This window comes from Lutibacter sp. (assembly GCF_041562875.1).
In the GTDB taxonomy this organism is placed as follows: Bacteria; Bacteroidota; Bacteroidia; order Flavobacteriales; family Flavobacteriaceae; genus Lutibacter.
In genome coordinates, this window is record NZ_JBFFOE010000068.1 from 1 (window position 1) to 13,767 (window position 13,767).

Annotated in this window: 14 protein-coding genes and 1 pseudogene; 8 read left to right on the forward strand and 7 right to left on the reverse strand. The window is 28.6% G+C overall.

Translation table 11 applies throughout. The features are described 5' to 3' along the window. Window positions 1-185 (forward strand): annotated as a pseudogene (locus ABY863_RS09695) (DNA repair protein RadA); the annotation flags it as partial. 40 nt (window positions 186-225) lie between these two features. On the opposite strand, the gene ABY863_RS09700 reads toward ABY863_RS09695, so the two are convergent. Both ABY863_RS09700 and ABY863_RS09705 read right to left on the reverse strand, forming a co-directional pair. Then, window positions 226-972 carry a uroporphyrinogen-III synthase gene (locus ABY863_RS09700; RefSeq protein WP_372794276.1) on the reverse strand — a complete coding sequence of 249 codons (747 nt, stop codon included), beginning with the start codon at window positions 970-972 and terminating at the stop codon, window positions 226-228. Between the two features lie 18 nt (window positions 973-990). Further along, window positions 991-1,653: a DUF4271 domain-containing protein gene (locus ABY863_RS09705; RefSeq protein ID WP_372794278.1), complete on the reverse strand. Its 663-nt coding sequence runs from the start codon at window positions 1,651-1,653 to the stop codon at window positions 991-993. A 69-nt stretch (window positions 1,654-1,722) separates the two neighbouring features. Between ABY863_RS09705 and ABY863_RS09710 the strand changes: the two genes are divergently transcribed. From ABY863_RS09710 to ABY863_RS09720, 3 genes are read left to right on the forward strand one after another with little or no spacing between them, the layout of a single operon-like run. Next, entirely contained in the window at window positions 1,723-2,442 is a 720-nt protein-coding gene (locus ABY863_RS09710; protein WP_372794280.1) for a polyprenol monophosphomannose synthase, read from the forward strand. Window positions 2,443-2,457: 15 nt separating this feature from the next. Beyond that, a complete protein-coding gene (locus ABY863_RS09715; protein ID WP_372794282.1) occupies window positions 2,458-3,807 on the forward strand; it encodes a dihydroorotase in 1,350 nt (449 codons plus the stop codon). Continuing rightward, window positions 3,800-4,252 carry a DUF4296 domain-containing protein gene (locus ABY863_RS09720; RefSeq protein WP_372794284.1) on the forward strand — a complete coding sequence of 151 codons (453 nt, stop codon included), beginning with the start codon at window positions 3,800-3,802 and terminating at the stop codon, window positions 4,250-4,252. The genes ABY863_RS09715 and ABY863_RS09720 overlap by 8 nt, the downstream gene beginning before the upstream one ends. A 32-nt stretch (window positions 4,253-4,284) precedes the next feature. On the opposite strand, the gene ABY863_RS09725 is transcribed toward ABY863_RS09720, so the two are convergent. Together ABY863_RS09725 and ABY863_RS09730 are read right to left on the reverse strand one after the other, a co-directional pair. Continuing rightward, on the reverse strand, window positions 4,285-4,659 hold the full coding sequence (locus tag ABY863_RS09725; RefSeq protein ID WP_372794286.1) for a hypothetical protein: 375 nt from the start codon (window positions 4,657-4,659) through the stop codon (window positions 4,285-4,287). A gap of 214 nt (window positions 4,660-4,873) precedes the next feature. Continuing rightward, a complete protein-coding gene (locus tag ABY863_RS09730) occupies window positions 4,874-5,875 on the reverse strand; it encodes an SDR family oxidoreductase (protein WP_372794288.1) in 1,002 nt (333 codons plus the stop codon). Window positions 5,876-6,028: 153 nt separating this feature from the next. Here ABY863_RS09730 and tyrS point away from each other — a divergent pair, with 153 nt between their 5' ends. After that, a complete protein-coding gene (gene tyrS, locus ABY863_RS09735; protein WP_372794290.1) occupies window positions 6,029-7,315 on the forward strand; it encodes a tyrosine--tRNA ligase in 1,287 nt (428 codons plus the stop codon). A 94-nt stretch (window positions 7,316-7,409) separates the two neighbouring features. Here the strand turns inward: tyrS and ABY863_RS09740 are convergent, their stop codons facing one another. Further along, window positions 7,410-8,387 carry an acyl transferase gene (locus ABY863_RS09740; protein WP_372794292.1) on the reverse strand — a complete coding sequence of 326 codons (978 nt, stop codon included), beginning with the start codon at window positions 8,385-8,387 and terminating at the stop codon, window positions 7,410-7,412. Window positions 8,388-8,475: 88 nt separating this feature from the next. On the opposite strand from ABY863_RS09740, the gene ABY863_RS09745 reads away from it, so the two are divergent. The 3 genes from ABY863_RS09745 (at window position 8,476) to ABY863_RS09755 (ending at window position 11,903) form a co-directional block, all read left to right on the forward strand. Then, the gene (locus ABY863_RS09745; protein WP_372794294.1) at window positions 8,476-9,012 is read left to right on the forward strand and encodes an RNA polymerase sigma factor; all 537 of its coding nucleotides are present in this window, start codon (window positions 8,476-8,478) and stop codon (window positions 9,010-9,012) included. A 15-nt stretch (window positions 9,013-9,027) separates the two neighbouring features. After that, window positions 9,028-10,218 carry an outer membrane beta-barrel protein gene (locus ABY863_RS09750; RefSeq protein ID WP_372794296.1) on the forward strand — a complete coding sequence of 397 codons (1,191 nt, stop codon included), beginning with the start codon at window positions 9,028-9,030 and terminating at the stop codon, window positions 10,216-10,218. A gap of 131 nt (window positions 10,219-10,349) precedes the next feature. Then, window positions 10,350-11,903 carry an aldehyde dehydrogenase family protein gene (locus ABY863_RS09755; protein ID WP_372794298.1) on the forward strand — a complete coding sequence of 518 codons (1,554 nt, stop codon included), beginning with the start codon at window positions 10,350-10,352 and terminating at the stop codon, window positions 11,901-11,903. A gap of 87 nt (window positions 11,904-11,990) precedes the next feature. Here ABY863_RS09755 and ABY863_RS09760 read toward each other — a convergent pair whose 3' ends face one another. Further along, window positions 11,991-12,617 carry a class I SAM-dependent methyltransferase gene (locus tag ABY863_RS09760; RefSeq protein WP_372794300.1) on the reverse strand — a complete coding sequence of 209 codons (627 nt, stop codon included), beginning with the start codon at window positions 12,615-12,617 and terminating at the stop codon, window positions 11,991-11,993. A gap of 2 nt (window positions 12,618-12,619) precedes the next feature. Beyond that, the coding region (locus ABY863_RS09765; RefSeq protein ID WP_372794301.1) for an ATP-binding protein at window positions 12,620-13,767 on the reverse strand (1,148 nt) is incomplete at its 5' end.

Genomic DNA, 13,767 nt, shown 5'->3' on the forward strand with positions numbered 1-13,767 from the left:
AAATAGGTTTGGCTGGTGAAATTCGCCCAGTAAACCGAGTAGAACAACGTATTTTAGAAGCTGAAAAACTAGGATTTCATAAAATATTTATCTCAAAATTTAATAAAATAAGTAAAATAAATCACAACATTAAAGTGATTATAGTTTCTAAAGTTGAAGACGTTTTCTCAAATTTATTCACATAAAAAAACCGAGTTTAACTCGGTTTTTTTATGTGAATAAATTTTACTTTTTATTTACCTCAATTATATATTTTTCCAATGCCATAGTCATTGAAGGCGTTTCAGGTGTTGGAACTTCAATATTACATTTTAAGCCAGCATCAGTAGCTGCTTTTACAGTTGAATTTCCAAATACTGCTATACATGTATTATTTTGTTTGAAATTAGGGAAATTTTTAAATAAAGAGTCAATTCCTGAAGGGCTAAAAAATACTAAAACATCATAAAAAACATCCTGTAAATCAGATAAGTCACTCATAACCGTTTTGTAAAAAACAGCTCTTTCCCAATTTATTTCAAGATCATTTAAAGTACTTGGAACAATTTCTTTTAATTTATCTGATGATGGCAATAGAAATTTTTCATCTTTATGTTTTTTTATCACTTTAGCTAAATCTTCAAAAGTTTTTCCACCAACGTAAATTTTTCGTTTACGGTATACAACATACTTTTGTAAGTAAAAAGCCACAGCGTCCGATTCGCAAAAATATTTCAATGAATCAGGTACTGTATATCTCATTTCTTCAGCAACTCTAAAAAAATGATCAACAGCATGCCTGCTTGTTAAAATAATTGCTGAATAATTTTTTAAATCAATTCTTTGAGCTCTAATATTTTTTGCTGAAACTCCTTCAACATGAATAAACGGTCTAAAATCAATTTTAACTTTTTGTTTTTCTGATAATTCTAAATAAGGAGAGTTTTCAGTTTTAGGTGCGGGCTGAGAAACTAATATTGTTTTCACTTTCATATTCTTCAATTTTATCTTTTAAACAGTTAATTTTAAAACAATTATTAAAGGTGCTATTTCAAGGGCGCAAAGGTATAAAATAAAATAGAACAAGTTATTATAAATGAATTTTTTATTATAAACCAGAATTAATACATACCTCAAAATCAATAATAATACAACTAATAAAAAGGTAATTCTAAATGAAAATTCTTGAATTTTATTAGTGTAAATACTAAAAATTAAAAATGGTAATATCCATAAAATTAAATTATTAAAATAACTTACTTTAAAATAAATCACTTTAGTGAATTCATTTTTAAAATTAAATAAAAAAGCAAGTAAAAGCCCTATTAAAAAGTGAATACTAAAATACAATCCAACCCCCAAAAAAAGTAACATATAGGTACTGAAATTCAATGAATTAGGATGGATTTTAAAATACACATTTGCAAAATAAAGTAGCAGCGACAGTACTAATAGTTTAACAAAAAAGAGTGCTATTTGAAACAAGTTTAAAGTTAGATTTTTTTCCTTATTAAAATAGATAGAAAGATATTTTTTTGAAAAAAATAATGTACTTTCATGATACAATCTATCTTTAAAAATGACTTTTAAAAGTGATAAAATAAAAAAAATAAAAACTAAAATCAATGTAATCCAATCACTATTTTGATGTATTATTTTTGTGGCTTCAAACATTAACTTAGCGATTATTTTAATGCAAAATTAGGAATAATTTGTTTTATCTTTGCGAAATAATTTTGCTATATGTCAAATACACTAATTATTATTCCAACATACAATGAAAAAGAAAATATTGATGCTATTATTAGAGCTGTATTTTCTCAAGAAAAACAATTTGACATTTTAGTTGTAGATGACAGCTCACCTGATGGCACTTCAGATATTGTAGCAAACCTTCAAAATGAATTTTCCAATTTATTTTTAGAAGTTAGAAAAGAAAAAACGGGACTTGGTGCCGCATATATTCACGGATTTAAGTGGGCTTTAAAAAATAATTACGATTATATTATTGAAATGGATGCTGATTTTTCGCATAATCCAAAAGATTTAATACATTTATACAATGCCTGTGCTATTGATGGAGCTGATTTTTCAATAGGATCAAGATATCTGAATAACAAAATTAATGTAGTTAACTGGGATATTAAACGATTACTTTTATCCTATTTTGCATCAAAGTACGTTAAAATTATAACCCAAATCCCAATTTTTGATACAACTGCTGGTTTTGTATGCTATAAAAGTAATGTGCTAAAAACTATAGAGTTAGATAAAATTAAGTTTGTTGGCTATGCATTTCAAATTGAAATGAAATTTAAAGCTTGGAAAAACAACTTTAAACATAAAGAGGTTTCTATCGTTTTTACAGATAGAAAAAGAGGAACTTCCAAAATGAGTGGAGGTATTATTTCAGAAGCTGTTTTTGGAGTCATTAAAATGAGATTTCAAGGATTGCCAAAATAAAAGAAAAAGAAAAATATGAGTTTGATACTTATTAAAAATGCTAAAATTGTTAATGAAGGAGCAATATTTGAAGGCGATATTTTAATTGATGGTGAATATATTGTTGATATAGACACTTCAATTAGTTCAAAATCAGCAGATACAACTGTTATTGATGCTGAAGGAAAATATTTAATTCCAGGTGCTATAGATGATCAAGTGCATTTTAGAGAGCCCGGATTAACGCATAAAGCAACTATTGAAAGTGAAAGTAAAGCTGCTATTGCTGGCGGTATAACTTCATTCATTGAAATGCCAAATACAGTTCCACAAGCTACAACTCAAAAATTATTGGAGCAAAAATTTGAAATTGCAGCAAATAGTTCTTACGCAAATTATTCATTTATGTTTGGCGGCACCAATGATAATTTAGAAGAATTACTAAAAACAAATCCAAAAAATGTTGCTGGAATTAAATTGTTTTTGGGTTCTTCAACAGGTGATATGTTGGTTGATAATGAAAAGGTTTTAGAAAAAATATTTTCTTCAACCAAAATGCTTATTGCAGTTCATTGCGAAGACGAAGCTACCATAAAAAAGAATTTAGATACCTACTTAAAAGAGTATGGTGAAGATATTCCTATAGAATTTCATTCAAAAATTAGAAGCGAAGAAGCTTGTTATATTTCATCATCTAAAGCTATTGCGCTCGCAAAAAAAACCGGAGCACGTTTACACGTTTTTCATTTGTCAACAGCTAAAGAAACTGAACTATTTTCAAATAAATTACCCGTTGAACAAAAGCAAATAACTGCAGAAGTTTGTGTGCATCATTTATGGTTTGATGAGAGTGATTATAAAACAAAAGGAACTCTTATAAAATGGAATCCAGCAATAAAAACTAAAAAAGATAAGGAAGGACTATGGAAAGCGCTGTTAAATGATAAAATTGACGTTATTGCTACTGACCATGCACCTCATACTTTAGAGGAAAAAAAACAAGTTTATACCAAAGCTCCAAGTGGAGGACCTCTAGTACAACATGCTTTACCAGCTTTATTGCAAGCCCACAGGCAAGATAAAATTTCAATTGAGAAAATAGTAGAGAAAATGTGTCATAACCCTGCTAAAATTTTCAAAATTGAAAAAAGAGGGTTTATAAAAAAAGGCTATTATGCTGATTTAGTATTGGTAGATATTTATTCGCCTTGGACAGTTACAAAAGAGAATACTTTGTATAAATGTGGTTGGTCTCCATTTGAAGGTTCCACTTTTTATTCAAAAATAACACATACTTTTGTGAATGGACACCTAGCATATCATAATGGCGTATTTCATAACACAATAAAAGGGAAACGATTACTGTTTAATAGAACAAATGAATAAATTTATTTACATACTTATTTTAAGTGTTTTTTTTGGTGCTTGCACTAGTAATACAATTATTAAAAAACCTGAAAATTTAATTCCAAAAGAACAAATGATTGATTTATTGACCGATATTTTTATTGCAAATGGTGGTGATAACATTAAAAACATAAACCTCCAGCGCAGCACAAATTATTTTCCATTTGTTTTTGAAAAATATAAAATTGATTCATCAAGATTTAGGGAAAGTAATTATTACTACACTTCAAGAATTGATGATTATGATGAAATACTTGAAAAAGTTGATAAACGCCTAAAAGCATTAAAAGAACAATATGATAATGAAATTAAATTAGCTGACTCTATTGCACGTGTAAGAAAAGACTCCATAAAAACCTCTAAAAATGCTATTTTTAGAGAATCAAAAAAAATAGATAGCTTAAAAAAAGCTAAAAAAATGTAATTATAGAATAATCCACTTTAAAAACCACACTATTATTCTCTTACGTTATCAAGCCATTCTGTAACTGTTTTAAGGAAAATCTTTCTTTCTTTTTGTGCTATTTCAGATTGTTTACTTATCAGTTTCACTTTCAATTCTAATGGGTTTTCTGTTTCATAAATTTCGCCTCCTTGTGCGACAGAAATATTCATATTCGTTCTTCCATCCCAATTTTCATTTACAGGAAAACCAAGTTTTTTAAAGTTTTTACCCCACGTTACATCTACAGTTATCCAATTACCTTCTATTTCAATTTTAATAAAATTATGAGGATCAATTATGTCCGTATTATCCAAAATTTCTTTGATATTGGTTGGAAATAAAATAGGCAATTCTTTAAAACGATGGATTATTATAAAATCCTTCACCGGTATTCCCAATTCTTTGTAAAGTGCTTTTAATAATTCATGTTTCCCTGAACAAGTTCCTTTATTTTGTTTGTAAACATCTAAGGGATTTCTAGATCCAATATCGCCATAAGGTATATCGCGAACTTTATCAAAAAGTGTAATTATTCTAGTTTCTAAAGGCTAAGTATTAGTCCATTTTTCAATAATATTTTGATATACTGAACTCAATTTGTTATTTTTTGTACAATTCACAAACATTTTTTACCGTTTCTGAAATAGGTTCAAACTTATAATTAAGAGCTCTTTTTATTTTTTCGGAAGAATAATACTGCTTATAATGTATCGATCTTGAAGATTGCTTTGTTAACATTGGCGTTTTTCCTGTTAAAATAGTTTTTATTTTTTCCAGTCGCCAACCTATAGCGCTCATTATTATTGAAACTTTTATAGAAGGTCGTTTTTCGCCAAAACCATCAGCTATTTTAAAAAATACTTCTTTAAAACTTATATTTTCTGAAACTAAAATATAACGTTCATTTTTTAGTTCACTATTCATTAATAAAATCATTGATTTTACAACATCATTTACAGAAACAAAGCCTGTAATTCCTTCAGAATAAAAAGGTAATCCACTTTTAATTTTAGAAAATATTGCTCCTGAACCATTATGCCAAAAACCCGCTCCTAAAATTACTCCTGGATTTACAATTACAACCTCTACACCTTCTTGTGAAGCTCTCCAAACTTCCATTTCTGCACCATATTTAGAAATTGCATAGCCGTAATTATTGGTTTCTGGGTTCCATTCGCAATCTTCATCAATAATTTTACTTTTTACAGATTTTTCAATGGTTGCAATTGAGCTTACAAAGCATAATTTTTTAACTTTTTTAGCAATACAAAGATTTACAATATTTGAAGTGCCTTCAATATTAATTTTTCGCATTTCCTTATAATCCTTCGGATTAAAAGAAACCAATGCTGCTGAATGATACACTTCTGTAACATTTTCAAAAGCTTCTTCTAACAAACAAACATCTGTTATATCCGCTTCAACCCATTCAATTTTTTGAAAAATTGCTTCAAAATCATCAGAATAATAGCTAAAAACATTTTTTACAGTTTTTAAATCACTTTTCATTCTGTGAATTGCTTTTACAGTATCATTTTCTAATAAAAGATGATACAATAAATGTGCACCTAATAAACCTGTTCCTCCTGTTACTAAAATCATAAAACGAAAGTATAAAAAATGTTTGGGTATTTATTAATTTGTTCAATTGTTTATTTGTTGAATTGTGTAAGAGTTACTATTTAAAAAACTAATGGCTAAACACAACAACTAACAACTAAAATTTTATCTTTGCTGAAATTAAAAAATTTGAAGATGAATTTTGTTGAAGAACTACGTTGGCGAGGCATGTTACACGATATGATGCCAGAAACTGAAGAATACTTATTAAAAAATAAAACTACAGGTTATATTGGATTTGATCCAACGGCCGATTCTTTACATATTGGAAGCTTAGTGCCAATTATTATATTAATGCATTTTCAAAAAGCAGGTCATAATCCAATTGCTTTGGTTGGTGGAGCTACAGGAATGGTTGGTGATCCTTCAGGGAAATCTGACGAGCGTAATTTATTAGACGAAGCTACTTTAAACAAAAATATAATTGGTGTTAAAGGTCAGTTAGCTCGTTTTTTAGATTTTAATAGCACTACTGAAAATGCCGCTAAATTAGTTAATAATTACGATTGGATGAAAGGCATTTCATTAATTGAATTTGTGCGTGATGTTGGTAAACACATTACTGTGAACTATATGATGGCAAAAGATTCTGTTAAAAAACGTATAGATTCAGATTCACAAACTGGTATGAGTTTCACAGAATTTACTTACCAGTTATTTCAAGGTTACGATTTTTATCATTTATATAAAGAAAATGACTGTAAACTTCAAATGGGAGGTTCAGATCAATGGGGAAATATTACTACAGGAACTGAATTAATTAGAAGAAAAGCCCAAGGTAAAGCATATGCATTAACGTGTAAATTAATTACAAAAGCTGATGGTTCAAAATTTGGAAAAACTGCTGGTGGAAATGTTTGGTTAGATGCTAACAGAACTTCACCTTACAAATTTTACCAATATTGGTTAAACTCCTCAGATGAAGATGCTGAAAAATATATTAAAATATTTACTTTTTTAGATAAAGAAACTATTGAACAGTTAATTGCAGATCATAAAGAAGCTCCGCATACTCGTATTCTTCAAAAGAAAATTGGCGAAGAAGTTACTAAAATGACACACGGCCCTGAAGCCTATGAAAATGCAATAAAAGCTTCAAATATATTATTTGGAAACTCAACTGCTGAAGATTTAAAATCTTTAGATGAACAAACATTTTTAGATGTTTTTGATGGAGTTCCTCAAGCTGAAATAGAACGTTCTGTTATTGAAAACGGATTGGAAATTGTTGCTGCTTTTTCAGATACTGGATTTTTAAAATCGAATGGAGAAGTAAGAAGAGCTTTAAGTGAAAATTCAATTTCCGTTAATAAAGAAAAAGTGAAAGATGATTTTGTAATTACTACAAATGATTTAATTGCTGATAAATTTGTGTTATTACAACGTGGGAAAAAAAGCTATTTTTTATTGAAAATAGTATAATTAATTATTTTTACATATAATTTTTAAAAAGGCTACTCCAACAGTAGTCTTTTTTCGTCAAGCTGAAATAATTTAGGGAGACTTAATACACTTATTACAATACCATTAAATTACAACCTCTTATATCTGAATCATCAAAACGGCCTAAAACTTCAAATGTTCCATTTTTATAAGTTTTCCCTAAATCTTGTGTTGCTATAAACGAGCAAGAATTAATGTTTACCAAATCAATTACATTAATTCCACCCGATTTTCCTTCTGGTAAAATAGTTAACGCATCTTCAGTATCACGCGTTAAAACTTTCATCCAAGGCGGACATTCAAAAATGCCATTTCCTTTAGAATATGCTTGACTCAATAATTCGGTCATTCCGTATTCTGAATGAATTTTTTCTACACCAAAACCTTTGCATAAAACTTGGTGTAATTCTTCTCTTATTAACTCTTTTCTTCTTCCTTTCATTCCGCCAGTTTCCATAATTATGGTGTTTTTCAATTTAAAATTAAACGTTTCAACCAAATCTAACAATGCGAAAGAAACACCAATTAGTAGCACTTTTTCATTTTTTTTATCTAATTCTATCAAAATTTTACTTAATTCGTCTAGATTGTTTAAATAAAATCCACTTTTTGGTTTGTTAGATTTTTCAATAAAGTCATTTACCATATAAATTAGTGAAGATCCATCACGTTCTAAATAAGAAGGTAACAATGCTAAAACTGTATAATCTTCAATGTTTCCATAAAAATTTTCAAATCCTATTGTAAAGCTTTTTTCATAAATAGTTAAGTCTGTAATATGATGCCTACTCTGTGTGTTTCCGGTAGTTCCACTACTTAAAAAAATACGCTGAACTGGTTTTTTTGAAGAAATAATTTGACGTGATTTAAAGAATTGAATAGGTAAAAAAGGAATTTGATATACGCTTTTAACACTCTTAATATCAACCTTTAATAAATTCAAAAATTCATTATAAACAGTACAGTTTTTAGCTTGAAATTTAAATATTTCAAGCGTGATTTTTTCAAAATCAGTATTCTTATGAATATCAAAAATGCTATTTATTTTCATAAATTTTGGGAAAGAACACAAAAGTAATGTAAATTTACGCAACCTATAATCTTTATAGGTATCTTATTAATAATTAAAACAATTGCTTTTGAGTTTAAACGAGCTCGTAAAACAATGTGCTAAGAACGACCGAAAGGCACAAGAAGAAATTTACCAACTTTTTTCTGGTAAGTTGTTTTCTATATGCTTAAAGTACTCTAAAAATAAACAAGAAGCTCAAGATAATTTTCAAGATGGTTTTATTACCATTTTCAATAAAATTGGGCAGTTTAAATTTAAAGGATCTTTTGAAGGTTGGTTAAAGCGTGTAATGGTAAACACCATTCTTTTAAAATATAGACAAAAGAACGTGTTAAACTTAATTACTGAAGAGATACCCGATGAAGTGATTGTTGACATTGATGATGATGAAGTTTCTTTAGATTTTTTATTAAATCTAATACAAGAATTACCTGACAGATACAGAATGGTTTTTAATCTGTATGTTTTAGATGGTTACTCTCACAAAGAAATTTCTAAAATGTTGCAAATTGCAGAAGGCACCTCAAAATCAAATTTAGCCCGAGCAAGAGCCATTTTAAAACGAAAAATTGAAAAACATCAAGAAAGTCAACTATCTATTTAAGATTATAAGATACTAGTGAGAGATTTAAAAAATATTGATAGACTATTCCAAGAGAATTTAAAAGACTTTGAGGTTTCCCCACCAGCTAAAGTGTGGAATGCTATTGAAAAACAATTAGCGAAACCTTCAAAAAAACGTCACATACCTATTTGGGCTAAAATTTCAAGTATTGCAGCGTTGTTTGCTTTACTTTTTAGTGTTGGTACTATTTATTTTTTACCAACCTCTAATTTAAGTAAAAATTTTCTTCCAAAGAAAAATAAACTTCCTAAAGTAATAGAGACTAAAGACCTTGAAATAAATACAACTTTAGCAACTACAAAAACTACCAAAACTAAAATTGATTCAACTATTGAGTTAGAAAATAATGCTGGTTTTGCCAATTTAAATACTTTTGTTAACGACGTTAAAGAAAATTTAATTGAAGAATCAAATAATATTAAAAAAGCATCAAGTATCTATTACTTAGCTGATGCTGAAAAATTACCATTACAAAATAATACTGCTGATAAAGCAGCTACTAAAGATTTTTTAAATGGCAAACTTACAGTTGCTACCATATTTGCACCCATTTATATCAATTCATTTGGTGATGGATCTGGAGTTGATTCACAGTTCAAAGAAAATCCAACTTCTGGAAATTCATCCTATTCTTACGGTGTAAAATTTGCATATGAACTTAACAATAAATTTAGTGTGCAATCTGGTGTTAACCTTATTAATTTAGGGTATACAACAGACGGAATTTACGTAACACCAGGTGTTTCAGTCATTGGTTTTTCTAATTTATCTAGTAATCCTATTTTGGCTAAAAGTGAAAATATTTCATCAAAAGATATTGATAACTCAGGAAGTTTAAATCAGGTTTTTGGCTATGTAGAAATTCCTGTTGAAATAAAATATAATGTTGTAAATGGAAAACTAGGTTTAAATGTAGTTGGTGGTTTTAGCACGCTTCTATTAAATAGAGATGAAGTTTTTATTGAAACTGATAACTTTTCTCAAAGTTTGGGTTCTTCAAACAATTTAAGATCTATAAACTTTAGTGGAAATATTGGTTTAGATATAGATTACTCAATTCATAAAAATCTATTTATAAATATATCCCCAATGTTTAAAGTTCAAACAAATACCTTTTCTAAAAACTCTGGTAGTATTCAACCATATTACTTAGGGGTTTATACAGGTTTAAATTATAAGTTTTAGTTGGTTTATTATTTGGCTGGTTACCAAATATTGAATGGAGAAAGCCGTTTCAGATTTGAATCGGCTTTTCTTTTTAAAACATTTATTATTTGTAATTTTGCTTAAATTAACTAAAAAATCAAATCCAAACTATGGAAAATATAACTATTGATAAAACAATTGAAAATGCATTTATAAAGCTAGGTGTAAAAAAACTAAATCAAGGCACTTCAACAGGTTTAAATTTCTTTGGAAATGGGGAAATACTTGAATCGTATTCTCCTGTAGATGGAAAATTAATAGGCAAAGTTATTTCAACCACAAAAGAAGATTTTGAAAAAGTTATGGAGACCGCTCAAAGTGCTTTTAAAACTTGGAGATTAAAACCTGCACCTCAGCGTGGTGAAATTGTTCGTCAGTTTGGTGAAAAATTACGAGAATTAAAACAACCGTTAGGTGAGTTAGTTTCGTATGAAATGGGGAAATCTTTACAAGAAGGCTTGGGTGAAGTACAAGAAATGATAGATATCTGTGACTTTGCAGTTGGATTATCTCGTCAATTAAACGGTTCTACATTGCATTCTGAACGACCTGGACATAGAATGTACGATCAATACCACCCTCTTGGAATTGTAGGAATTATCTCCGCATTTAATTTTCCTGTAGCTGTTTGGGCTTGGAATACTGCTTTAGCCTGGATTGCTGGTGATGTTTGCATTTGGAAAGCTTCAGAAAAAGCTCCTTTATGTAGTATTGCTTGTCAAAATATTATTGCTAAAGTTTTAAAAGAAAATAATTTGCCTGAAGGAATTTCTTGTATTGTAAATGGAGATTATAAAGTAGGTGAATATATGACTACTGATAAAAGAATTCCGTTAATTTCAGCAACTGGATCTATAAGAATGGGGAAAATTGTTGCAAAAAATGTAGCTGAACGTTTAGGAAGAAGTTTGTTAGAATTAGGTGGAAACAATGCTATTATTGTAACGCCAGATGCAGATATAGAAATGACTATTATTGGCGCTGTTTTTGGTGCTGTTGGAACAGCTGGTCAGCGTTGTACATCTACTCGTAGGTTAATTATTCACGAATCTATGTACGATAAAGTAAAAGATGCATTAGTTGCTGCTTATAAACAATTAAGTATTGGAAATCCTTTAGATGAAAATAATCACGTTGGACCGTTAATTGATAAAGATGCCGTAAAAATGTATGAAAAAGCACTGCAAAAAGTAGTTGAAGAAGGTGGAAATTTATTAGTTGAAGGTGGCGTTTTAAGCGGTGAAGGTTATGAAAGTGGTTGTTATGTAAAACCCGCAATTGCCGAAGCTAAAAATCACTTCGAAATTGTTCAAAATGAAACCTTTGCTCCTGTTTTATATTTATTAAAATATACAGGTGATGTTTATAATGCTATTGAAATTCAAAATGGTGTAGTGCAAGGTTTATCTTCAGCAATTATGACTAATAATTTACGTGAAGCTGAAGCTTTCTTATCTCAAGCTGGTTCAGATTGTGGTATTGCAAACGTAAATATTGGAACTTCAGGCGCTGAAATTGGTGGTGCTTTTGGTGGCGAAAAAGAAACAGGTGGCGGAAGAGAATCTGGTTCTGATGCATGGAAAGTATATATGAGACGTCAAACAAATACTATTAATTATACTACAGAGCTTCCTTTAGCACAAGGTATAAAATTTGATTTGTAAAATTTATAGCACTATTTTAAGTTTAAAAAAGAGGCTGTATGAGAAGTGAAATTTCTCATACAGCCTCTTTTGTGTATGATTAAAATTTTAATTTTTCTTAAAAACAAATGAAATTAATCTTGGGATTTCATTTTCATCTTCATTGTCAAACTGTTCCTGAATTTCTATCAATATAAATTCGTTATTCTTTGCCGTAATTAAATATTCAGAAATATGATGTGTATAAACTTCTAAAACTTCAGTTCCATTTTCAGATTCATATCTGGCTTTACTACCATTATATTGCTTAAACGGATGCAATTCATTAATGAAAAAAATTCCGCTGGGTTTTAATTTTAAATAAGCTTGTTTAAAAATGAAATCTAAATCTTTAATATGTTCAAGCATTAAACTAGAAGTTATTAAATCTACAAACTCATTATTCACCTTCCAAGGTTGTAATAAATTACATTTTATAAATGTTACTTTATTATTGTTTATCTTTTCTTTTGCTTTATTCAGCATTTGTTGAGAAAAATCAAGCGCTATAATTTTTTTAGCTTTTTCTAATAGCCATTTTGTGTTTTTCCCTGTACCGCATCCTAACTCTAAAACATTCTCGAAATTATAATTTGACAAAATTTCTATTGCAGTTATTTTATCTAAATCTCGAGTTTTATTTTCATTACTGTCGTATTGTTCTGCCCACACATTATAGGCATTTTCTATGCTCATTTTTATTGATTTTTAACTTTTCTTAAAACCCTGACTGCTTCTTTATATTTTATATAAGCTGATTTATCTTCTAATTCTCTTAAAATATTTTTAATTTCTTCCAATTTTAATCTTGCATCTTCAAAATCATTTAAAGCACAAATTAAATAATTAGTTGGTATCTCTTGTAAATCTATCAATTCAGTTTCTGTTAAAGGCACTTGCTTTTTTAACTTCATTAAAATAGCGTTACAATTGTTAAAAACATGGTATAAAATAGTTTTATCAAATTGAGGTGGTTGAAAAACCAATTCACTTACAATATCATGTTTCCCATTGTCTTTAAAATGAATGACTGTTTTTTCAAACGGATAATAATCAAATTCATCCTTAATTCTCAAATAAACATATTCCGTAATAATAAATGATCTATGGTTATGTTCAATTTTAACTTCATCTAAAGCAGAGTAAAAAAGACGTACTTGCTCATTCACCAACTCAATATCTACACGAGAATAAAATATTTTGTTGCCTACTTTCTTTTTTTTTCCAGCCCAACACAACACAAATTGTTCATTAAAAACTTTATAGGTTGGGTGATAATCTGACTTATGCCTATTCATAAAATCGAAAACCCCATCCAAAGTTAACTGAATGTTATTACTTGCATTTATTTCTATTGCTTCAACAATTGCTTGATTGGTGTTTTTTAATTCAAATTTTCCTAAAGTAGACATTGAATTGCTTCCTCTTCTGAAGAAAATTCTTCCTCTCACATATTTCCAAATGGGTTTGCTTAAAAATGTAACTTTATTATTAGGATGAATGGTAACTAAACCCACAACTTTATGTCTTGGCAATCTTGGGAAAGGGATATTTTCATATTTAATTTGAGGAGGATTTTCAAAATAAGAGTTTACTAAATTTTGAATTTTACTGTCATCAAAAAAATCGACGCCTTCAATATTATTAGTTTCATCTTCAACGCCAATTACAATATATGAATTATTTTGTGGATTTGAATTTGACAATGCACAAACGTGTTTTAAAAATTTAGCTTTACCTTCACTTGTATCAAATGAAATTTTACGCTTTTTATCATAAAAGCTATTCTCATCGTTTTGAGCTAATAAATTTTTTATTAATAAACGTTTGTTAATCATCTTAAAAT